Below are 23,652 nucleotides of genomic sequence, written 5' to 3'. Positions count from 1 at the left end.
AGTCGAGGTAACAGTTTTTGTGATACCCACTGTGTAACAGTATTTATTTATGAAATTTGCGTCGCAGAATTAATTCACTTCACTCGGCGTTTTTTCTACATGATCCACTATGTGTCTAGTTATTCCTTGTATATTGTATTGTTAAATACGGAGATTAGACATGTTTGCACTCAAACATCTGCCTCTCGCATTGGGTTGTGTACTCGCTGCACAAGCTCATGCCAGCATGAATATCCAACCTGATCCACAAAACCCAAATGGTTACGTGATTGCTCGTGGCGACATCCAAGCTATGGAGCAAAGTAAAACCTCTGACCCTATGTATGCTATTTGGTCACAAGCGCTAGAGACTCGTCCAAATACGGTTGTTGAAGCGATTGTTCCAGGAGCAGCAAGCAATCCGGAAAACGTTAAGCGAGTTGAACGTGTCTTCCCTGAGAGCGAGTGGAATTTCCTTACTCAGATGGCGGCACCAGAGTATACGTACACACGTTTCTTGCGTGCGATCGGTAAGTTCCCTGCATTCTGTGGTGAGTACACTGACGGGCGTGATTCAGACGCGATTTGTAAGAAATCCATCGTGACAGCATTTGCACACTTTGCTCAGGAAACCGGTGGTCACATTGCGGTCGATAACGTATCTGACAACCCGCTTGCACTTGAAGAGTGGCAACAAGCATTGGTTCATGTGCGTGAAATGGGATGGTCAGAAGGTCAAGAGGGCTACACCACAGGTTGTGGTCAGAACGATTGGCAAAATAAGCGTTGGCCTTGTGAGCCTGGTCAAGGGTATTTCGGTCGTGGTGCAAAACAGCTTTCTTACCACTTTAACTACGGCGCTTTCTCTGAAGTGATGTTCGATGGCGATGCATCGGTATTGCTGAAGAATCCGGGCTTAGTCGCTGACTCATGGTTGAACTTAGCTTCTGCGATTTGGTTCTTCTTAACCCCTCAAGCGCCAAAACCAGCAATGCTGCACGTGATTGATCGTACTTGGGTACCATCGCAGCGTGAAATTGATGCGGGTATTGGTTATGGATTTGGTACCACGATCAACGTTATCAACGGCGGTATTGAGTGTGGTGAGCAAAACAAAGATAAAGGTCAGCCAGTTAACCGCATTCGTTACTGGGAAGGTCTAGCAGCGCACTATCAGATTCCTATCGAAGCCGATGAGACCAATACCTGTTGGCAACAAACGCCTTACGGTAGCTTAAACCTTAACGGTGCCACTGACGTGCTTTACACCAACTGGGATGGTAACTGGAAGTACTACTCAGATCGCCCGGGCGGTCACTCATTTGAATGTGAGTTGGTTGGTTTCCAAACCGCGTATTCGGCACTGGTTGCTGGTGATTACGAGAAATGTGTTACCAACTTCTACCAATCTCATGCAGGTTGGCCTGAAGTTCGCGTTGTCGATAAATTAGACCCAGTCGATCCGGTTGACCCACCTGTAGGCGGTGTTGCTGCATGGGATGCTGGCAAGGTTTATAACACGGGCGACCAAGTCTCTTACAAGGGAGCGGTATATGAAACGAAGTGGTGGTCACAAAGTAATGAGCCTACTAAAGGTGACCCATGGAAATTGGTCTCAGGTACGCCAACAGAGCCACCAGCGACTGAACCGCCAACGACTGAGCCTCCTGTAACAGAACCACCTGTCACCGAGCCGCCAGTGACAGAGCCTCCGGTTACTAAACCACCAGTATCGGGTGACTTTATTGCATGGGAACCAGGTGTGACTCAAGTGGCTAATGGCGACAAAGTGACTTATCAAGGCAAATGCTTTATCGCGAAAAATGGACCGGGTGTATGGGAATCACCGACACAGAGCAATTGGTTCTGGGATGAGATCTCTTGCCAGTAATTGAACAATAAATAGTCTAACTATCTATAAAGACTCTGCTTTTTAGCAGGGTCTTTTTTTATTCGCTTGGTTGCTTATTTGTGCAATCTAAGTTTTCAATAACGTCTTTTCTCTTTTGTTTTTGAGTCCATTAAAATTCGCGCGCAATTTTTATCAACATTTTTGAAAAGGTAATGTACATGTCTACAAAACTGGCTAACCCAGCGCCACTAGGTCTAATGGGTTTTGGTATGACTACCATCCTGCTAAACATCCACAACGCAGGTTTCTTCCCAATGGATTCTATGATTCTGGCTATGGGCATCTTTTACGGTGGTCTAAGCCAAGTACTTGTTGGCATGATGTGCTTCAAGCGTGGTGACACGTTCGGTACGACTGCATTTACTTCTTACGGTCTATTCTGGCTGACACTGGTTGGTCTAATCGTAATGCCTTACATGGGTCTTCCAGCAAGCCCTGCACACTTCATGGGTTGGTACCTACTACTATGGGGTATCTTCACTGGCTTCATGTTCATTGGCTCTCTATGCTACCCAGTAGCGAAGCAAGTAGTATTCGGTTCTCTTACTATTCTGTTCTTCCTACTAGCGGCACGTGACTTCACTGGTAGCGAGCTGATCGGTACTATCGCAGGCTTCGAAGGTATCTTCTGTGGCGCGAGCGCAATCTACTTTGCAATGGCTCAAGTACTAAACAACGAATACGGCCGTACCGTACTTCCTGTTGGTGAAAAGCAAAAGTCACAAGTTGCTACGCAAGAAATCGCTGCATAATTGCTTCGAATTGAATGCAAAAGAAAAGGGTTAGCCACTGGCTAACCCTTTTTTAATGTCCGTCGGACCACTGCTTTTTCTTATATACCTGCCAACCCATTGGGGGAGGATGTTAAGTGAAGCATTAGGTAGATGGTTGCTCTACCGTTTCTGTTGTATCGCTGTCTGCGGTTGGTGCTTTACCTGTTTTGCGCTTGTACTTCTCTTCCCAGTAAGTAGCACCTTTAATACCAAGTGCTACTGGGTTGAACGTAAACTCAGTCACACCGCGTTTCTGTTGTTCTTCGTAGTCAGCCAGCGCTTTTAGTGCAGGCTTCGACATGAAGAAAATGATCAGAATGCCGACAATGTTCAGCCATGCCATTAGACCTACGCCCACATCACCCATTGCCCACGCAAGGTTGGCAGTCTTCACGGTGCCGTAGAATACCGCAGAGATGAGTACCAGCTTCAGAATGAACATCAGACCGTTTACTTTTACAGTGCGACGGATGTACGCGATGTTCGTTTCTGCGATGTAGTAGTAAGCCAGAATCGTCGTGAAGGCGAAGAAGAACAAGGCAACCGCGATGAATGGTTTACCAACCCCAGGTAGAGCGCTTTCAATCGCCATCTGTGTAAATACAGGGCCATTAGCACCGATATCTGCAGGTAGGTTTTGCACTAAGAATGAACCCTCTACTGCGCCTTGTACGTTGTATGCACCCGTGATAAGAATCATAAACGCGGTTGCTGAACATACTAACAACGTATCGATGTAGATAGAGAATGACTGAACAAGACCTTGCTGTGCTGGGTGATCAACGCTTGCCGCTGCTGCTGCGTGAGGACCAGTACCTTGACCTGCTTCGTTAGAGTAAACACCACGTTTTACACCCCAACCAATCGCAGCACCAATACCTGCCATTGGTGTAAATGCATCACCAATGATCATGCCAACGATGCGTGGAATCTCACCGATGTTAAGTAGGATGATAACGAAAGCCGTGATGATGTAAGCCAGCGCCATGAACGGAACCACAATTTGAGTGAAGTTCGCGATGCGCTTTACGCCACCAAAGATGATGAAGGCAAGAATGACACAGACAACCGTACCAGTGAAAATTTTAGCGAAACTGAAGGTACCAATAGCGGTTTCAATCATGTCACCTGAGCCAAAGGCTGCTTCTACTGCGTTACCAATACTGTTTGATTGAACGCCGGGAAGTAGAACGCCACATGCAAAGATGGTTGCGATAGCGAAGACCCATGCGTACCACTTCTGACCCATTGCTTTTTCGATGTAGTAAGCTGGACCACCGCGGAATTCGCCTTCGTCTTCCTCTTTGTAAATCTGTGCGAGTGTTGATTCTGCGTACGCCGTTGCTGCACCAAAGAAGGCAACAACCCACATCCAGAATACTGCACCTGGGCCACCGAAGCCGATAGCAGCAGCAACACCTGCAATGTTACCTGTACCTACACGGCCAGATAGTGAAACGGCCAAAGCCTGAAATGATGAAATCCCCTTGGTTGAACTCTTACCATTAAGTAGCAAGCGCCACATTTCAAAGAAGTGACGAATCTGCACAAAGCGCGTCATGATCGAGTAGAACAAACCAGCGCCAAGACACAGATAGATCAGTGCCGGACTCCAGATAATTCCATTCAGAAAATCAACTAATGACTGCATGAGTATTTTCCCTGTTTGTTATGGTTGTGGTTGTTTTTCGTACAACACATTACCCTTTTTTGTAATGCAATTGTTAACCTTTTTAACTAAAAATCCCTTGTAGCGTGATGGTGGGCACAGAACGGTTAAATATTGTTAAAAATTGGTTCTTGTTATGTATCTGTGTGGTTTTTATTGGAAATAACAATGAATTGATTGAATATGCAGAACATTGTCATGAAAATGTTCCGCGAGAGATGATAGTTATATCTTCTGAATGCTATTCAACTTGTGGAGTAATGCACTGTTTGAAATGGTTTGCAGGTGTTTAGGCGTAACGACTCAGGTTCAATTCTGAGTGATTTGTCACTTTGGGAACGGCGTTCATGATGACGTCTGTTAGTATCTGAGCTGAGCCACAAGCCATAGTCCAACCGAGCGTGCCATGCCCTGTGTTTGTAAACAAATTCTTGTAAGGTGTTGTCCCTATAATGGGCGTACCATCGGGTGTCATAGGGCGAAATCCACTCCAAAACTCGGCTTTAGTAAAATCGGCGCTTTGCGGAAACAGATCTCGAATCACCATTTCAATCGTATTTTTGCGTTTTTGCGGTAATGAAGGATCAAAGCCTGCTAGCTCCGCGGTTCCTGCGACACGAATACGGTCATCAAAGCGCGTCATTGCGACCTTATAGGTTTCATCCATGACGGTAGAACGAGGCGAAAATTGCTCACATTCAATTGGTACCGTCAGTGAATATCCTTTGACGGGGTAAACAGGAATGTCGATCTCAAGCTGTTTGAGTAACGCTGTAGAATAGCTGCCAGAGGCAAGGACAAACTGGTCTGCTTTAAACAAACCACGGTCCGTTTGGACACCCATGATCTTTTTGCCTACGGTAACCCAATTGCTTACCTCTGTATTGAATTCAAACCTTACACCATGGGCTTTTGCTAGCTCTGTTAACTGCTGGCAGAATTGAAAACAATCACCCGTTTCGTCATCAGGTAAATATAACCCACCGACCAATTTTTCTTTTACTAATGCCAATCCTGGTTCTTGCTTGATGCACTGTTCGACATCCATTAACTGAAAACGTGTACCGCTTTGCTCTAACAACTCAAGGTCTTTCTCTATGGCATCGAGCTGCTGTTGAGAGCGAAATACTTGCAAGGTGCCTAACTGCCGCCCTTGGTATTCAATCGCATGATCACGGCGCAACTGCTCCAAACACGCACGGCTATGATTGGCGATAGAGAGCATTCGGGCTTTGTTAATTTGATAACGGGACAAAGTGCAGTTCGACACCATTTGCGTTGCCCAACGGATAAGCTCCGGGCTGAGAGATGGTTTTATTTTGAGTGGTGCATGCTCTTCAGTGAGCCACTTTATGGCTTTGAGTGGAATCCCCGGCGCAGCCCATGGTGAAGAGTAACCATAAGAGATTTGCCCGGCGTTAGCGAAGCTGGTTTCCATCGCACTGCTTGGTTGACGATCGATCACGGTAACCTGATAGCCTGCCTGAGATAAATACCAAGCCGAGGTTAAGCCGATAACACCACTGCCTATTACGATGACTTCCATTGATGCGCTCCACACATTTTCGATGTTGCGCAGTTTCTCTTCTTTACCTTTTGTTAACAATCGATATAAATTACATTCAGCGTTTAGAAAAACTATAGGCTCAAAGATGAAAAGCAGTGTCGTTAGCGGATTGTGGTTATTCAGCCAAGTGGCGGAACACAGCAGCTTTACCAGTGCTGCAAAGGCATTGCACCTAACGACAGGGGCGATCAGCCAGCAAATAATTCAGTTAGAAGAACAGCTTGGTTTTACTTTGTTTGAACGCCACTCGCGCGGAATTCGACTGACGCCTAAAGGATTACAGCTGTATCAATCCTCACAATTCCACTTCTCAGAACTAGGAAAGACACTTAAAGAGCTGCAAATTGAAAAGCCCCACAATGAAATTCGCCTCAAGCTGACGCCTTCTTTTGCGTTTAAATGGTTAGTTCCACGCCTTGAAAGTTTTCATCTAGAAAACCCCGATCTCCAAGTGCAGATTTTTGCAGAGGGAGCCCTAGTGAATAGTGAGCTAAAGGACTATGACGTTGCGATAGACTATGGTTCTCATCCCTATCGAGATAAAAGCGCAGAGCGGATTCTCAATGAGCAACTTCTACCGGTGATGAGCCCAAAATACCTTGAGGATCATAGGTGGCTAAAAACTCTTAAAGCGTCACCAGAACAATGGAGAGACGCGACGTTACTGCACGATGCTATGCCATGGGATAAGGCTCCGCGTGACTATGAATGGCTCTACTGGGCATCAAGCATGGGGTTCGATTTCAAAACGGAGGTAGGGCACTTCTTTAATCGTACGGATATGGCAATGTCTGCCGCCGAAGCTGGAGTGGGGATAGCAATGGCACGTATGGCGTTGGTGGAAGATGAACTTGAAAGCGGTCGTTTAGTCTCGCCATTTGAACCTGTGGATGCTAACGCAGGATACTACCTGATCATTAATACCAAAAGTGAGCCTACAGCGCGATTTAGACGTTGGCTTTTACAGCAAGTCCAATCATCTATGTAGAGAGATAATTGGCACAAGTGTTTAAGAAATAATAAAAATAAATTTCTTAATTACATGATACTTCGAATTGCTTCCCACAAATTGCCTTCCGTTTATTAACTCCTCTCACTCTGTCTTCTTTTTCCATATCATCCAAAAATTAATCAATGGATGAGAAAGACTATGGCTAAAAGAATCTCTCTTATGTTGGCCCTAGCTCTATTTTCGGTAGGAGCAAGTGCAATGTTTTGGCCGTTCAAAAAATACGATGTGGAAATGTCTCCAGAAGTGCGTGGTGTTATCAAGCTTGATGGCGTTCCGCAGGCTGGATTAACGGTTCATCGAGAGCTTTATTATGAAGGGTACAAAAACGGCAAAACCTTATCAGACGAAGTTCAGACCAATGAACTAGGAGAGTTCTCTTTCGAACGGCTCGTTGTTCGTTCAAGTGCTCCTGGAGATCTCTTTGGAGGAAGCTTAAGGGTTCATCAAAAAATTTCGCTCACTTATAACGGTGAACAAAAGAAGCTTTGGGGAGTTTGGTCTCCTACAGATGGGCGGAAGCCTTTGGTATCAATGCTCTCTAATATCGATTGTGAGTTAACCAATATTAAACGTATTCATGAAGTAGAGATCGCGCCGGAAAAAGGTGCGCCAATTTCGGTTTACTCGGTTTGCGACTGGAATCACGACAGGGTAACCACCTATCTGTATGACGAAGACACTGATACATACATTGCAAAAAAGGATATGGCTAAATAATTATGAGTGATATTTCCCCAAAGCAAGCCAGTTACTTGGCATCCGCAGCTTATGCCATAAAAAACAACTTAGAAGACTTAGAGGTGCCTCTTTCTCTTCGCAATGATTTTTCTTTCAAAAACATGGTTACAGGAACTAGTGGTGGTTTTTTCTTTCGCCCAGAAACTGGATTTGCTTTGTTGGGGAAAGGAAAAAGTCAGCGCCATAAGAACGACCTAGTTTTAGCTTTTAGAGGTACCGCAGGATTAGCTGATGGAATTACCGACTTAACTTGCAGTGGAAAGGGGACTGGGACAGGAGAGATCGTGCATTCTGGGTTTCAAACGACTTTCTATTCTATGAAAAAGGGCCTAACTCGTTTTCTGCGTGATAATCCGGTTGTTGGTAATGGTACTATTCATTGCGTCGGACACAGTTTAGGTGGCGCACTTGCCACTTTGGCTGCGAACTGGATATCGGCTTCCCCTGAGTTTAAAGGAAAAGTGAATTTGTATACCTTTGGCTCACCAAGAGTGGGAATGAAGCCGTTTTCTGTTAACTCATCCTCGCGCATATCGTCACATTTTCGTTGTGTGAATGGTGCAGACCCAGTGACAAAAGCGCCAGTGTGGCCTTTTTATCATGTGCCTTATGATGGTTCAGAATACATATTAAATCGTGCACAAGGACTGCTTCCTAGCGCGCATTTTATGTCGGAATATAGTTCTTACACACAATCAGCAACGTGGGATAGCCTAGGGCTTCAAAAAGCGAACTCAGCTTTTAAACGTGTTGTCCTGAATTACGAGAATCGATTGCAAGCGAAACCTTCTGCTGATTGGGCAGATAAGATTTCAGCGGCAATCCTTACGCTGTTAATTGATGGTGGCTTTGCAGCAACAGTCTTTGCATTGCAAAGTGGTGGTGCTGCAATCGCAACTATCTACGATGCGATGGCGCGCTCAATGGTAAAAATATCAGAACTTTCTAGTGAATTTGCCTCTCGCGTAAAAGGCTTACTTGGTCATATGTTGGTGTTTGCAGGTAAAGTCGCCCAAATTGCGATTAAATTTACTTACTCCTTTATCCGTTGGGTATTCGAACTGGTTTTAGGCAAACTGAATAAAGCAGTAAAAGCCGCACTTAAAACCACTTTCTAGTCTTGTAGAAACCGCCTTAAACGAGGCGGTTTTCTCGTTATGCGTTTTGATTTATCGCTTGAACTTGTGTGGCAACTGCTGGCTGTAAAGAATCTGCGGTCAGGTAAGTGGTATTGGAAGGGTAAGCGAACTTCGCGCCTTCCGCTTCAACAATTTGGCTAATCGATATTAGTAGCGCTTGCTGTAAATTGAGAAATGTCTCTCGATTCGTTGTATTCAAATGGGCAAGAATCTTAATATCCAAACTGTAGGCATTGAAGGTATCAAAGTGTACTCTAATAGGGGAATCTAAAACGTCTGTGTGTTCTTGGAGCAAGTCCGCTATCTTCTTCGTGATGGTTTGGAGTTGAGACATATCGGTCTCATAACGTAATCCAATGGTTGCCTTGAACGGGTAACGGTCACGACGGCTGAAGTTGATGATTTCATGTTTAATTAAGTCCCCATTAGTGATCGTGATTTGGGTTCTATCTTTTGCTCTGAGACGAGTTGAACGTACTCCTATTTGCTCTATAACGCCTGATTGATTCCCGATTTGGCAGTAGTCCCCAACCGATAAAGACTTATCTAAGAACAGAATTACACCACCAATTAAGTTCTCCATCGTTGGGCGAATAGCGAGTGCAATGGCCATTCCACCGAGGCTCAGCCCCGTCACGATTCCGTATACCGGTACTCCCAATCGATTTAAACCGTAGCCGAGGCAAGCGATCGCTGCCATTGAGCCGAAGAGAGTACCAATAATTTGTGCGAGGCTATGACGTAATGTTGAGTTCGAGCGTTGTTTCTTCATTAATAGCCGGCAAGCTTGATAGATAATCAGGTACGCCACTTGGCTAAGTAAGAGCCAGCATATGAGTTCGATAACTATATTCAACGTCGACATTAAGGCGCCAGTTAAATTCAGTTGATAGTCAGCAAGGTACAGAAAACCACTCAAGGTCAACACTGCGAGAATTGATCTTATTACAGGCGTATTAATATTGTGGAACAGGAGAAGGAGAACGATGCCCATTCCTGCAATGGATATGGTTAACCCCAGCCATTGCCATAGGGCTTGATTCCAATATTCGACCATAAACGCGCTCGGTAAGGCTTCAATAAGATAAAACCAGCTTGGTGGAATTAAACGCCCTGCACTCAGCGAGTAGTATTTAAAGTAATCGAGAGAAGCTTCGGAATGAGTCGGCAAATGTTTGACTAAAAGGTAGTCGCGATACAAGCCTTTCACCGTTTGCTTAGAAAATCGATATTGACCATCGGCCTGCTTCACTAACTCTAAACTGGTTTCAGGAACTCTCCATTGTGTCAGCGTATTGCTATTTGGAATTTTGGAAAGCTCAATGGGTGGCACTCGGTCGAGGATTTCTTTCATTAGCATTACGGACTCGAGCGCCACTCTATTTTGGCTAGAATCGGGCACATCACTTAAGTCGAAGACTTGAGTCGCTTTATCAAACAGTGCATACACCTTCTGTCTATTGGGCTCTGTTTTGTATTTTTTTTCTTCTAGTATGCGATTGAGTTCGTTATTAGCTTCAGCAACTAAGCCATTGAAACTTGTTAACGCGTGTAGTGGCGTTGAAAGATTTGGTGGAGAAAGAGGAAAAGGATCGCTTGCTTGAGTTAAATAACTGAATAGAAAAAGCAGTGCTCCCATCATCCATGATGCGATTTTTGTCATGTGTCTTTCCTAGCCTTGGTTTTATCCTAATAAGTCTAGCTAAAATATTAAGTTAGGTAAGAAAGAGCCGGATTATCTTGGGTTGATTACGAGCTAACCGAGATGTAAAACCGCTAAAGACAACAAAACCGCCTCATACGAGACGATTTTGTGTTTCGATATTCAACAGATTTAGCGTTGATAAGCCGTTTCACCGCGGCTAATTGTTTCTTGGATTTTTAGGTCTTTTAAGGTTGCGGGTTCCACCTTGAGTGGGTTGTTATCTAAGATGATCAAGTCGGCGTTCTTGCCTACCTCTAAACTGCCTTTCTTCGTTTCTTCAAAATGCTGATAAGCGGGCCAAATTGTCATGGCTTGCAGCGCAGTGTAGGTATTTACCCTTTGATCAGGTCCCAAGACTTCAGCTGTTCGGGTGGTTCGGTTGACAGTTGCATCTAATACTCGGAATGAGCTTGGTAGAGCAACAGGGGCATCATGATGAGTACTGAACATCAAACCGGCTTCACGTACCGCTTTTGTTGGTGATATAAAGTCCGCTCGTGGGTGGCCAAGAACGGATTCAGCGTGCCAATCTCCCCAATAGAACGTGTGCATTGGGAAGAGAGATGGGAATATCCCAAGTTCAGCTAAGCGGTCAATTTGATCTTGGCGAATGGTTTGCCCGTGTATCAGTACTGGGCGTCGGTCTTTTTTGCCTAACTTTTCGTTGGCTTTCGCGACAGCGTCAATGAATTGCTCTATTGCGGCATCACCATTTGAATGGGTTAGCACCTGCCAATTATTTTTAAAAGCGGTTTCAACGTATTGATAAGCTTGTTCATCTTTAAATGTTGGATACCCTGCATAATCTTTTGCTTGTCCATGAGGTGGGTGGAAATATGGTTGCGTTAGCCATGCTGTTTTACCTTGCGGGGAACCATCAAAATTGAGTTTAACACCACCAATACGGAAGTGATTTGTGTAGTTTGGCGAGTTGTATTCCGAGCTCATAAATTCACTGCTTGAAACCATATCGGCGTAAGCAACCAAATCGATGATCAATTTGCCGTCTTTGGAGGCTCGTTTCATCGCTTCATAACCTTCGATAGTAGCGCGCCCCTCCTGAGCCGTTGTATAACCATATTCGGCATACATCTTCTGAGCGGCTTCGAGCATCATGTCTTGCAGTTCAAGGTCTATAACCTTAGTGAGACCGAAGAGCATAGCAAAGTGCGCATTTTCTTCTAATACCCCGTTTGGTTCTTGGCTGCCCTCCATTCGACGAATGATGCCACCCTGAGGATCTTGAGATTCCGCTGTGATGCCTGCTAATTCAAGCGCTTTACTGTTCGCGACACTCAAGTGTCCGGACGTATGAATGATCATCACTGGTTTTTCGGTACTGACTTTGTCTAAATCGGCTTTGGTTGGGTAGCGATCTAGTTGTGCATCGTCGTAACCAAACCCTAGTATCCAGCCGGTTTTCTCAATGAACAGGCGTTGTTTATCGTCTTGTCCAGCGGATTTTAGAATTGCCACAATTTCATCCACAGTGTCTGCTTGACCATCAGGAGAAGGTAGAACATTTGCCACCATTGCCTGCAAGCCGACACCATAAACATGGCTGTGTGGATCAACAAAGCCAGGAAGTAAAGCCTTGCCTTTTAAATCAACCAGTTGGGTTTTACCAAACTGATGTTCCATCGCGCCTTTTTTGTTGCCTACGTAGATAATTTTTTCACCCAATGTTGCAATTGCTTCGGCGTACTCTGGGGTGTCTCCTGCCATTGTGAGGATGTCGCCACCAAAATAGATCTTATCAGCAGCGGTCACTTTGATTGGTTCTGCAACGGCTTCTGTTTGTTTCGTTTCTTCAGAAAAGCATCCCGTAAGTATAAGGCTTGAAAGGGCGATAGGAATACACGTTGATTTCATATAAAGACTCCGTTCTGATGTTGACTTTAATCAATCTAGTGCATATCTGTTGCAGTGTGTGCAATGTTGCATGGATTTATAAGCCCGATCAGGTAAATAGGGAATATGCGTGCTAAATCTGTTAGCCGAAGCTTGCTCAGTGAGGGATTAAAGTCGCAAAAGTTGTGTGACTTAGGACGCTTTTCTTTGCTGAAAAAATCGGCAATATAAAAGAATAACCATTCACTCAATAGTTCAGGGAAGATGCATGAAAGACGAAACACTCTCGATCCATTTTGGCTACGAAACAGACCCAACAACCAAATCTGTTGCGACACCGATTTACCAGACCGTCGCGTATGAGTTTGATAATGCTCAACATGGCGCAGACCTGTTTAACCTCGAAGTTCCGGGAAACATTTACACTCGAATTATGAACCCAACCAATGATGTGTTGGAAAAGCGTATGGCAGCACTAGAAGGCGGTATTGCTGGTTTGGTTGTTAGTGCAGGCAGTGCGGCAATTAACTACGCCATTCTCACTTTAGCGCAAGCTGGAGATAACATCGTTTCTACTCCTCAGCTATACGGCGGCACTTACACCTTATTTGCACATATGTTGCCGAACCAAGGTATTGAGGTACGTTTTGCCAAGGATGACAAACCTGAAAGTCTCGCTGAGCTTATCGATGAGAATACCAAAGCGGTTTACTGTGAAAGCATTGGTAATCCGGCTGGCAATATCATCGATCTTGAACGTGTTGCTGAGTTGGCTCATGCGCAAGGCGTGCCTGTGATTGTAGACAATACGGTTGCAACTCCTGTGTTATGTAAACCAATCGAATTTGGTGCAGATATCGTGGTTCATTCACTGACTAAGTATGTGGGGGGGCACGGTACGACATTAGGTGGCATCATCATTGACTCGGGCAAGTTTCCTTGGGCGCAGCACAAAGATCGTTTCCCAGTATTTAATCAGCCTGAACCTTCTTACCACGGCGTGGTTTATACCGAGGCATTTGGAGAGGCAGCGTTTATTGGCCGTGCTCGTACCGTTCCTTTGCGTAATACCGGTTCAGCCTTGTCACCGATGAATGCGTTTATGTTGATGCAGGGACTGGAAACGCTGTCGCTGCGTATGGAGAGACACACCGAAAATGCACTCAAAGTTGCGGAATATTTAAGCCAGCACGATAAAGTGAGTTGGGTAAGTTACGCAGGCTTGCCAGATTCTGAGTTCTATCCATTGGCAGAGAAATACATGCAAGGTAAGCCGTCGGCGATCTTGTCGTTTGGTTTAAAAGATGGTTACGAGGCGGGTGTACGTTTTTACGATGCGCTTAAGATATTCAAGCGACTGGTGAACATTGGTGATGCGAAGTCGCTTGCTTGTCATCCTGCATCAACTACACACCGACAGTTGAGTGAGGCGGAGCAAAAGCAAGCGGGCGTTTCTCCGGAGATGATTCGTTTGTCTGTCGGCATTGAACATATCGATGATATTCTGGCTGATTTAGAACAAGCGCTGAACGCGTAATTATACTTTCTAACAGAGCTTTGGGTTACCCATAGGCCAGCCTTACTAAAAGCTGGCCTTATTTCTATAACGTACTTATTTATAATGATTTTTTATTATTTGGGTTACGGTATTCCAAATGCTCATGATGGTGTACTTTTCTTACCTTGCGTATAAGTCCCATCTTACTGACTATGCTTAGAAAATAGTCACTAGGAAGGGACGCTCATGTCTTACGTGTTTCACCGTCATTGCCACGCCAAATTGCCCACTATCGCCAGAGGGGAAGGGGTTTACCTGTTCGATAATCAAGGCAACCAATATCTCGATGCTTGCGGCGGTGCTGCTGTTTCAAACCTTGGGCATAGCCACCAAGCTGTTAAACAAGCCATGCTCGACCAAATCGAAAAAGTGCCTTTTGCTCACACGGGCTTTTTTACTAGCGAAGCTAGTGAGCAGTTGGCTGAGTTGATTTGCCAGCAAATGCCATCGCAATTTAATCATGTCTACTTAGTCAGTGGGGGCTCTGAAGCGGTTGAATCTGCGCTAAAGATGACAAGGCAATATTTTGTGGAATGTGGCAAACCTGAGAAAAAGCAGTTTATTGCCCGCCAACAAAGCTACCACGGTAATACACTTGGTGCGTTGGCTGTTGGTGGTAATGAATGGCGGCGTGAGCCTTTTAAACCCATCTTGCACCCAAGCCATCATATTGCGCCGTGTTATGCCTATCGTTATCAAAGAGAAGATGAGTCAGAACTCGATTATTCACTGAGAGCCGCCAATGAGCTTGAAGCTAAGATTTTAGAACTGGGCGCGGATAACGTTATGGCGTTTGTTGCAGAGCCGATTGTTGGCGCAACAGCTGGTGCAGTACCTGCCACTCAAGGTTACTTCAAACGAATACGAGAGATTTGCGATCGCTATGATGTGTTGCTGATCATGGATGAGGTGATGTGTGGCGTTGGGCGCAGCGGTAGCTTTTTTGCTTTTGAACAAGAGCAAGCCGTCCCGGATTTAGTCTGCATGGCGAAAGGTTTAGGAGCGGGTTATCAACCTATCGGAGCCGTTGTTGCCAACGATAAAGTTTATCAGGCGATTGCGTCTGGTAGCGGTTTCTTTCAGCATGGGCATACCTTTATGGCACATCCTGTTGCGTGCGCAGCTGCCGTTGCAACCATTCAAACCATCGGTGACCAAAAGCTCTTGCAAGCCGTCAATCAACAAGGGGCGATGTTAAAAAGAGAGCTCGAATCGGCGCTTTCAGACTTCCTGTATTTTGGAGATATTCGTGGTAAAGGGCTGTTTCTTGGCATTGAGCTTGTCGCAGACAAAGTAAGTAAAACACCGCTGCCTAATTCAACTTTGGCAGACAAAAAGATCAAGCAACAAGCGATGGCAAATGGGTTGATGTGTTACCCAATGGGCGGAACGATTGATGGTGTAAGCGGACATCATATCCTTCTTGCCCCACCTTTTATCATCGAACGAAACCACATTGACGAGCTGGTGGAAAAGCTCTCTCGTACACTCAAAGAGGTGTCGCAAACATGGCAATAAGTTCCCCAACTGAAAGAGCTCGAATCGCGATTATTGTTGCGCCCAATGGAGCGAGAAAAACCAAGCAAGCCCATGCTCAATTGCCGATGACTATTGAAGAAATGGTTGTCGAGGCGAAAGCATGTCAAACGGCAGGGGCTGCCATGATCCATTTGCACGCGAGAGATGCGCAAGGTAGGCATTCTCTAGAGGTTGATGACAACTTAGAAATCTACCACGCGGTGAAAGCTGCGGTTGGTGATTCGATGATTGTTCAGCTCACGACTGAGGCTGTTGGGACGTATTCGCCACAACAGCAAATGGCGCTGGTTAAAGCGGTAAAACCAGAAGCCGCTTCTTTTGCTTTGCGTGAACTGATTCCTGATGAGCAGAGTGAAGAGCAAGGTTTTGTCTTTTTTGACAGGGTCGCTGAACAGGGCATTCTCAGCCAAATCATTTTGTATGATCAGGCAGACATTGAGCGCTATTTATCCCTAAGAGAGCGAGGCGTTTTACCAAAGCAAAATCAACACGCGTTAGTGGTGCTTGGTCGATATCATGAGGCTCAACAATCTTCGCCATGGGATTTAAGAGCGCTGCATTTAGAGCGCTTTATCGAAGAGAAGGTTAGGTGCGCCGTGTGCGCGTTTGGCGCGAGAGAGCAAGACTGTTTAACCCATGCATTGTTATTGGGGTTGGATGTTCGGGTAGGCTTTGAGAACAACCATTTGAGTGTTGATGGTCAGCCCGCGAACAGCAATGCGGAGCAAGTTCAACGATTAAAAGAGATCTGTGAATTGCTCGATGTGCCACTGCATGATGCGGAGAGTTTTCGAGAATCCATTTAGCAACAGGTACAAAAAAGGCTCCAATCGGAGCCTTCTTCAAATGTATTTTAGTTTTCAGCCTGAGTCACTGTTTGGCGCGCTGGGTGTTTGATAAACACCGCGACGACAGCGGCAATTGCCAGAGCGAAACAGTAGTAAGAGTTCGCAACAACTTCTAGTGGAGAAAGGTTAAATACCGAGCCCAATAGCAGAACCTGTGCACCGTATGGCAATACACCTTGGATAACACACGAGAAGATATCCAACAAACTTGCAGAGCGACGCGGTGAAACGTTGTTCTCTTCTGCCAGTTGGCGAGCCACGCTACCTGATACGATGATGGCAACGGTGTTGTTAGCGGTACAGGTATTCACCATCGAAACCAGACCAGCAATACCTAGTTCGCTTGCACGACCATTTGCTTCTTTCGAGTGGCTAGAACCAAACGTACGGATGATGCCGCTCACTAGGTTAGTCAGAAACGCGAGACCACCTTGGCGACGCATAAGCTCACTCAAACCGCCAATCAGCATGGACAGCAAGAAGATCTCTTGCATATTGCCAAAGCCTGAGTAGATGTCTTGAGCGAAGTTGGTTAGACCGTAATTTTCGATAGAAGACAAGCTCACGCCGCCCGCCAAAACGATACCAATAGTCAGTACCACAAATACATTCATGCCTGATACCGCAAGGATAAGAATCGTTATGTAAGGAAGTACTTTCAACCACTCAATAGAATCGGTTTCTGGTACTTGAGTCGCTGTGCTGTTGAATGCGAAGATAACAAGCGCAACCAGTGCTGCTGGCAGTGCGATACGGATGTTTTCTTTGAATTTGTCCTTCATCTCACAGCCTTGAGAGCGTGTTGCCGCAATGGTGGTGTCCGAGATGATCGAAAGGTTATCACCAAACATTGCGCCGCTTAGCACTACGCCTGCCGTTAGTGGAAGGCCCATACCTGCCGATTGAGCAATGCCCAGAGCAACAGGCGCAACTGCTGCGATGGTACCCATTGAGGTGCCCATTGCTGTCGCGATAAATGCAGAAATCAGGAAGATACCCGGCAAGATAATGCTGGTTGGAATCGCAGAAAGACCAAGGTTAACAGTTGCATCTACGCCGCCAGACGCTTTTGCAACTGCAGCAAAGGCACCGGCAAGCAGGTAGATCATACACATCGCGATGATGTCTGGATGACCAACGCCACGCATAAAGTGTTCGATAGAACGATTGAGTTTGTCTTTGCTTAGGATGAGCGCAAGGATCACCGCAGGCAATACCGCGATAGGCGCTGGCAGTTGGTAGAAGGCGAAATCGACGCCTTGCAAAGATAAGTAAGTGCCCACGCCAATAAACAGCGCAAGGAATAGCACTAAAGGTAAAAGTGCGACCGCTGATGGTGCGATTGCTTTATTAGAATTTTTAGAACCAGACATGTGAACGACAACATAATCAATAAATAAGGCGAGCAGACTAATCTGACACCAAAGACTTGTCAACGTCTAGACGTCTAAATGGCTGGTTATTTTAAATGGAAAAGACCAAGAAAAAAGGCTCACATAACATATCTTATTGATACCGTGAGCCTTTGTAGAACTTTAGTTGTTTAGAGTGTTTACGCTTTTTTTCGTTTGAGAAGCGCGAAGATCATCAGCGAGAACAGCAATGCTGCGCTAGACCAAACCACGTAGCGATGATCGGTATAGAACTGGCTAAGGACGCTCAAATGCTCAAATGCGAAGTTGGTGAGCAAACTGAACACGGCAACCCAAATGGTCGTTGCAAGGGCGTTGCCCAACAAGAACTCTTTGCGCGGCATCTTAGCAATACCGCAAGCAAGCGGCATAAACTGCTTCATCCCTTCTACAAAGCGACTAACAACCAAACAAGCAGGACCGTACTTCTGAATCGTACTTTGTAGCTTCTGCATTTTAGGGCCAGATATATAGCCTTTCTTATCTAGCCAACCTTCGAAGTAATAGCCAATCAGGTAGCCGCACGTGTTGCCCAAAAAGCAACTCAACCAAGAGACTATCATTACTAGGCTAAGGTTCATGACATGCTCAGATGAGATGATAGACGCTGCAATCATCAGCGATTGCCCGGGCATCGGAATACCAATGCCTTCAAGAAAGATGCTGACGATAAGGGCGAGATAGCCATATTGCTCAAGCAGCGGCTTCATCGCCATTAATAGTTCATTTATGTGTTCCAAACGCTTTCCTCTAACAAAACTGGAACGAAGCTGGAGTGATACTCCTGTTAGTTCGCTTGGTCAATCGACGTTGTTCTCCGTTAGTAAAATCTGACACGCCGTTGATAATAGTGCTGCGGATTTAGTCTTTTAGGTTACGCCTTACTAAGTCGTGCATTTGCTTAATCGTCATCAATGCTAACCAGATGATCTCTTCGACAGATCGTTGACCAGTCGTTGAGGAGGGATGATTGGCATCGGTTTTATTGCTCAGTGCTGGAAGCTCATGCACGCGATTGTCACGAATCGTACTGATCAACGCATCCATCGCATCATGAATCAGGCGTTCGACTTGCGGTGAGCCTTGATAATGGGTGCCCGCTCTCACTAGAGGGATCAGCAAGCAGAGGTAGTGACTCAACAAGCGATAATGGCTCAACATATCTTCGTAATAATGCGGATCGGCGCGAGTGTGCCTTGGCTCTTGCTGCATCTCGTTGTAAATCAGTTCAAGGTCGCTTTCAGCAGTGAGCATAGCGGCACGTTGCTTAGTGAGCGTCATATGGTCACGTTGCTCTGTGTCGACTTGTAACTGCTCATAGCAATACACAAATAAGCTTTTTGAACTATCGAGCGCTTTTAATGCTTGGGTATGAATCTCCTTACCTCGCCACTGCGGCCACAATAAGCCATAACCGAGTAGGACAATTGCGCCACCGACGACATTGTCGATCAAGCGCGGTGCAGCAAAGTCGAGCCCTTGGTGTGCCATGGTCTGATAAACCAAAATTAACAGTGCGGTAATACAGCCAATCGCCAGCGAGTAATGACGCATAATATTGAGCATTGCGACGGGTAATAGGACAGCTATTAACACAAACAGGATGGTCGTTGGTACGCCAAGGTGAATCAAGGAGGTGGCGAACAGTACCCCAAGCGCCGTACCTAAACAGCGTTGCCAGGTTTTACTTCGGGTTGCCAAGAAGCTCGGCTGAATCACCATCAACATGGAAATTAATATCCAATCCGGGCGAATCAATTCAAAGTATTCAGCAATCCCAGATCCAAGAGCAAACATCAAACCAACGCGAGTCACGTGGCGCCAAATCGGGTTGCCTCGACTTGGTAAACGAAAAGACAGCTCGAATGGTTGCACATCAAAGGAGCGTTCATAAGCGGGTTCATTGAGCTCAATACGACGAGAAATATGCTTGACCGCGTATGCCCAGTAGCGAAAGCGAGGTTGGTCTTCTAGCTTCACTGCTTCAATCAAATCATGAGCTTCCCGTTCTAGTGAGCTCAAGTGTTCCATCTCTTCATGCGTGTTATGCAAAAGCTGCTTGGCTTTGTGTCTTAATCTTTGCTGACAGTGTTGGCTCCAAACCAAGAGCAGATCTCGTTTCGGTTTACTGGATTGAAATTGCTTGAGCAGATCAGGGTTACTGGTATGGCTGCTCAAGACGACTTCAAATGTATCGAGCGCCAAAAACAAAGCCTGACGTAGTGAGTTGGCGTCTTCATGTTTCGAACGAAAAGATTCCGATTGCAGAGCTTGCTGAAACAGTTCAATCAACTGATATTTGATGCGTCGTTTCGGGGCATCGTTTTCGCTTCCAAGTAAGAAAGCTTGGCGATATTGAATGTAGTCCGCTAGCGTTTCGTAAATCGCAGAAAGACAAACACGCAGCGCGTAATGTTTCCATAAGGCAAACCAAAGCCAACTGAACAGCGCAAAAGTGAGTGGTCCCAACACCAACATAGGATAGAGACCAAGTACCGCGCTGGAATTATGTAGCGACAAGCTCACGACCGCGATCAGCAAGCTCGACATGCCAAGACGTCCCCAAAACGGACCATTCACTGCTGTACTCGCCAATACTGCTCCCATCGCGCCGTAAGTCAGCCACAGTGGTAAGCCCATATTCAGCAGCGCATAACTGATGATGAGCGTAATGCTCCACGTGAGAGCAGTAATCGCAAAGCGTGTCCAGCGCCTAGGGCCGGCAGTGTCTAAACCACTGATCAATGCTGCGGGCATGGTCATTAAAGCCGTCATGGCGAGATTGATTTGGTTGAATAGCACACCCAACCCCATAAACAGAACAATCGCGCTGGTGGCACGCAGACCAAGGTTGACAGAAAGGGAGTACCAGATTTTACGCAGAAAGGCAGGAGATAACGTCATAAACCCTCATTACAGTTGGCAACCCCTTCAGTGTAACGCGAATATCTTTAGATGTGCTGGCTTCAACCACAGTTTGAAAAATTGAATCGGAGTCGTAATCTAATCGACGCCTTCTCCAAGTTGAGTAAATAGCCAATCATTGAACAGCGAGACTTTTCGCGCCGCTAGACGGTAGTTCGGCACAAATACGTAATAGCCATAATGGCTATGCATACGCAATTGTTGGATGTGGTAGACCTCATCTCTCGACATCGCCTGTTGCACCATAAAATCAGGCAGAAGAGCAAGCCCTTTGCCGAGCTTTACCGCTTCATAAGAAAGATAGAAATGCTCATGACCGACAGGGTGATAATGAATCGTACTTTGCAGACATTGTTCTAGTTTGAACTGCTCCCACAACTGCGGGCGTGTCGTTTGAGGAATAAAAGCGAAATCCGTGATGGATTGCTTGTCGTTACACGTTGAAGAACTTGATGAGCCAGTTAGCAGCAGCGTTTCTTGACGCAACAATCGACCATGTTCGTAGTGGCTGGAGAGAGGAAGGCAACGGATAGTGATGTCACTGTCTACTTCTAACTGATTTATTGGACCGTCACTGGTGCGAACTTTAACGCGGATATTAGGATGGATTTGATGGAAGGCATCAATGTTTGGCACCAACCACAAACTGGCGAAAGAAGGCGTGACATCGACTACCAGTAACTCTTGCTCTGTGTCGGTTTGAATCAAGCTTGCCGTCGCATGTTGGATGATCTCCAACGCTTCAGTTACCTTGGGTAAGTAACGTTTTCCTTCTTCAGTGAGCTCAATACCATTGATACCACGTTGGATTAAAGGTAGCCCAACCAGTTGCTCTAACGTCGCAATTTGTTTGCTCACGGCACCTTGAGTCACGCACAAACTCTCTGCCGCTTTAGAAAAACTCAGATGGTTAGCAACCGCAACAAAGGTTCGAAGTGCACGAATAGAAGGATATTCACTGCCTTTTAGCATGATCTCATGTCCATTGATGAATGCTTAACCACAGACTAAGAGATTTTGGCTAAGAATCAAAGCGATGAGTTGAGGGGGAGATATAAATTGCAGATACAAAAAGGGCCAACCCTTTCGAGTTGGCCCTTTCCAAACGTGCTGGCGGGAGTTGAACCAATGTGTCAATTTTTTAAAATTCAGGTAATTAGCTTGGTGTTACCAATTTGGTGTAGCATCAAATGTTACATCAATTTCCTACTGCAAAAGGAACTGAACCCCCGTCCAAATATAACTTTTTGCTATTAAAGCCAGTGTTAATCATAGCAAAATAATCTTAAAACTACATGTAATGGTTATTCATCAACAGGTGATTTATTACTGTCGAGCAATGAGTTTAGCATACTAGATTAGGACAGTATCAGACCAACTCTTAGACCCAAAGGTTTGAACACTTTGTTTAAATGATATGAGCCAAATATTGCCCATATCATGGATTCTTCGGTATTAATGAGTATGTTCTTACTCACTTAGCTTTTATCTAGATCTCTTAGGTGATCAAGTAAGTATTCAGTGTAGTAAAGTGGCATCACTATGTGCTCTTTCTCTGTTGCTGGAGAGCCTTGAGTGCCTGTAAGTTTGATCGTCTTGTGGGGCTTGCACTTTTCGATGTAAGACTGCAATGATTTTGCTCGGGTTCGCTTACCGCTCTTTACTTCTACAGGCACAATACGGCCTAGGTCATCAGCGATGATGAACTCTATCTCAGCCCTTGCGTCTCCCCAAGAGAAACTTGGTTCAATACCTAGTGCGGCGATTTCCTGTTGAACATAGTTTTCTGCGACATATCCCTTGTATTCATAGCCTTGCTGTTTGATTTCACGGTAACCCGTGCCGAGCATATGGTTCAACAGGCCTACATCAAATAGAAATAATTTAACTGCATTTTCCTTCTGATAAGCAGCTAAAGGAGAACGAGGTTGTCCTTCAATAGGATGATTCTTTAGCGCAAGTCGACACTTGTGAAGCCATGTGATCGCACTTTCATATTCAGCATATCGAGATTTGCGTTCGTGAACGCCTTTGAATTTGAACCGTTTAACGGAGTCATCGAATACCGAAGATAACTGGGCTGGGATGCTTCTAAATACAGACTCGATGAGTTGCGCATCTACTTTTCCAGAGTATTTTCCGAAATCACGCATGTAGCCCTCAATTAAGTTTCGATGGACTTCAGAGACGGCTTCAATTCGGTCAATGATACTGAGTTGAGAGTTTGCGAACCATGAGTTTACGGCTTCAGGCATGCCGCCAACGAAGTAATAATCAGTTAGCAATTCGATTAACTTGGAATGAGCCGCAGAAGAACTCAGCTTTTGGTCAAACGCTTTTTGAAGAGCTTTCTCTCCAGATGCCCACAAAAACTCCCTGAAAGTCAGTGGCCTTAAGTTGTGCTGTTCAACTTTTCCAACAGGGAAGGAGGTGAGCAATCCAATATTGGAACCACTTGCAGCAACATAAGCTTTGGGAGCCTTTTCTGCAAAGTATTTAAGTGCGGTAACCGCTCTAGGACACTCACCAATTTCATCTAAAATAAGTAGATCTGTAGATGGTTCGAAGGTTTGCCCTGTTAAGAGTTCAATATTGGTGATGATGTCATCAGGATTTAAAGATCCAGCAAAAGCTTCCATTAACTCAGGACTCTCTAAAAAATCGATCCTTAGGACATTTTCGAATGTACTACCTAATAGCTCCTGCAATAAGAATGTTTTGCCAGTTTGTCTAGCTCCGTCAATCAGTAGAGGCTTCCTGGTTGGCTTGCCTTTCCAGGTGAGTAGGTTTTCAAGCAATGTTCGTTTCATCTAGCCACCTTAGTGATAGCGATTTCATGTTCGATGCTTATTACATAAAAATGCGCGATAAAATGCAAGATTAAACATTTTAATGCGCATAAAAATGTTTTGTTTTACATTTTAATGCGCGTAAAAGTGCATTTTGGTGTGCGCATGATTATGTGGGGGAGCGAGGCGCAGTAATGAGTATATTGTGAGTGCTTCATACTCAGTATAAGCAAATG

The 23,652-nt window shown here is 45.4% G+C and carries 17 protein-coding genes; 8 read left to right on the top strand and 9 right to left on the bottom strand.

What is annotated here, in order from left to right; genetic code table 11:
- Positions 1 to 160 precede the first annotated feature (160 nt).
- The gene (locus tag OQJ86_RS16500; RefSeq protein ID WP_265988423.1) at positions 161 to 1,870 is read left to right on the top strand and encodes a glycoside hydrolase family 19 protein; all 1,710 of its coding nucleotides are present in this window, start codon (positions 161 to 163) and stop codon (positions 1,868 to 1,870) included.
- A gap of 179 nt (positions 1,871 to 2,049) precedes the next feature.
- Entirely contained in the window at positions 2,050 to 2,643 is a 594-nt protein-coding gene (locus tag OQJ86_RS16495; protein ID WP_104035405.1) for an acetate uptake transporter, read from the top strand.
- Between the two features lie 124 nt (positions 2,644 to 2,767).
- Here the strand turns inward: OQJ86_RS16495 and OQJ86_RS16490 are convergent, their stop codons facing one another.
- A complete protein-coding gene (locus tag OQJ86_RS16490) occupies positions 2,768 to 4,315 on the bottom strand; it encodes an alanine/glycine:cation symporter family protein (protein ID WP_104035404.1) in 1,548 nt (515 codons plus the stop codon).
- A 307-nt stretch (positions 4,316 to 4,622) separates the two neighbouring features.
- On the bottom strand, positions 4,623 to 5,879 hold the full coding sequence (locus OQJ86_RS16485) for a D-amino acid dehydrogenase (protein WP_104035413.1): 1,257 nt from the start codon (positions 5,877 to 5,879) through the stop codon (positions 4,623 to 4,625).
- A 106-nt stretch (positions 5,880 to 5,985) separates the two neighbouring features.
- On the opposite strand from OQJ86_RS16485, the gene OQJ86_RS16480 reads away from it, so the two are divergent.
- The 3 genes from OQJ86_RS16480 to OQJ86_RS16470 all read left to right on the top strand — a co-directional run bounded on the left by OQJ86_RS16480 (position 5,986) and on the right by OQJ86_RS16470 (position 8,768).
- Positions 5,986 to 6,888 (top strand): LysR substrate-binding domain-containing protein, encoded by a 903-nt coding sequence (locus OQJ86_RS16480; protein WP_063344997.1) that lies wholly within the window; start codon positions 5,986 to 5,988, stop codon positions 6,886 to 6,888.
- A 162-nt stretch (positions 6,889 to 7,050) separates the two neighbouring features.
- A complete protein-coding gene (locus OQJ86_RS16475) occupies positions 7,051 to 7,629 on the top strand; it encodes a DUF6795 domain-containing protein (RefSeq protein WP_186176372.1) in 579 nt (192 codons plus the stop codon).
- A gap of 2 nt (positions 7,630 to 7,631) precedes the next feature.
- Positions 7,632 to 8,768 (top strand): lipase family protein, encoded by a 1,137-nt coding sequence (locus tag OQJ86_RS16470; protein ID WP_104048677.1) that lies wholly within the window; start codon positions 7,632 to 7,634, stop codon positions 8,766 to 8,768.
- Positions 8,769 to 8,805: 37 nt separating this feature from the next.
- Here OQJ86_RS16470 and OQJ86_RS16465 read toward each other — a convergent pair whose 3' ends face one another.
- A complete protein-coding gene (locus OQJ86_RS16465; RefSeq protein ID WP_186176370.1) occupies positions 8,806 to 10,452 on the bottom strand; it encodes a mechanosensitive ion channel family protein in 1,647 nt (548 codons plus the stop codon).
- 171 nt (positions 10,453 to 10,623) lie between these two features.
- The gene (locus OQJ86_RS16460) at positions 10,624 to 12,366 is read right to left on the bottom strand and encodes an amidohydrolase (RefSeq protein WP_104035401.1); all 1,743 of its coding nucleotides are present in this window, start codon (positions 12,364 to 12,366) and stop codon (positions 10,624 to 10,626) included.
- 247 nt (positions 12,367 to 12,613) lie between these two features.
- Between OQJ86_RS16460 and OQJ86_RS16455 the strand changes: the two genes are divergently transcribed.
- The 3 genes from OQJ86_RS16455 (at position 12,614) to OQJ86_RS16445 (ending at position 16,248) form a co-directional block, all read left to right on the top strand.
- On the top strand, positions 12,614 to 13,882 hold the full coding sequence (locus OQJ86_RS16455; protein ID WP_005440265.1) for an O-acetylhomoserine aminocarboxypropyltransferase/cysteine synthase family protein: 1,269 nt from the start codon (positions 12,614 to 12,616) through the stop codon (positions 13,880 to 13,882).
- 207 nt (positions 13,883 to 14,089) lie between these two features.
- Positions 14,090 to 15,421 carry an aspartate aminotransferase family protein gene (locus tag OQJ86_RS16450; protein ID WP_265988416.1) on the top strand — a complete coding sequence of 444 codons (1,332 nt, stop codon included), beginning with the start codon at positions 14,090 to 14,092 and terminating at the stop codon, positions 15,419 to 15,421.
- Entirely contained in the window at positions 15,412 to 16,248 is an 837-nt protein-coding gene (locus tag OQJ86_RS16445) for a 3-keto-5-aminohexanoate cleavage protein (RefSeq protein ID WP_265988415.1), read from the top strand. The genes OQJ86_RS16450 and OQJ86_RS16445 overlap by 10 nt, the downstream gene beginning before the upstream one ends.
- Before the next feature lie 47 nt (positions 16,249 to 16,295).
- On the opposite strand, the gene OQJ86_RS16440 is transcribed toward OQJ86_RS16445, so the two are convergent.
- The 5 genes from OQJ86_RS16440 to OQJ86_RS16420 form a co-directional block, all read right to left on the bottom strand.
- Positions 16,296 to 17,663, bottom strand: coding sequence for a Na+/H+ antiporter NhaC family protein (locus tag OQJ86_RS16440; protein ID WP_265988414.1), 1,368 nt, complete (start codon positions 17,661 to 17,663; stop codon positions 16,296 to 16,298).
- A 179-nt stretch (positions 17,664 to 17,842) separates the two neighbouring features.
- Positions 17,843 to 18,418: a DedA family protein gene (locus OQJ86_RS16435; protein WP_039984988.1), complete on the bottom strand. Its 576-nt coding sequence runs from the start codon at positions 18,416 to 18,418 to the stop codon at positions 17,843 to 17,845.
- Between the two features lie 145 nt (positions 18,419 to 18,563).
- Positions 18,564 to 20,606: an FUSC family protein gene (locus tag OQJ86_RS16430; RefSeq protein WP_265988413.1), complete on the bottom strand. Its 2,043-nt coding sequence runs from the start codon at positions 20,604 to 20,606 to the stop codon at positions 18,564 to 18,566.
- Positions 20,607 to 20,705: 99 nt separating this feature from the next.
- Complete coding sequence (locus OQJ86_RS16425; RefSeq protein WP_039975380.1) at positions 20,706 to 21,599, bottom strand: LysR family transcriptional regulator; 894 nt, start codon at positions 21,597 to 21,599, stop codon at positions 20,706 to 20,708.
- Positions 21,600 to 22,105: 506 nt separating this feature from the next.
- Positions 22,106 to 23,437 carry an ATP-binding protein gene (locus OQJ86_RS16420; protein ID WP_128811517.1) on the bottom strand — a complete coding sequence of 444 codons (1,332 nt, stop codon included), beginning with the start codon at positions 23,435 to 23,437 and terminating at the stop codon, positions 22,106 to 22,108.
- Between the last annotated feature and the right edge of the window lie 215 nt (positions 23,438 to 23,652).

It is taken from the genome of Vibrio sp. Sgm 5 (genome assembly GCF_026241575.1).
Taxonomy (GTDB): Bacteria; Pseudomonadota; Gammaproteobacteria; order Enterobacterales; family Vibrionaceae; genus Vibrio; species Vibrio jasicida.
Note: the sequence above shows the minus strand (reverse complement) of the source record. Positions and strands in the feature narration are given on the sequence as shown.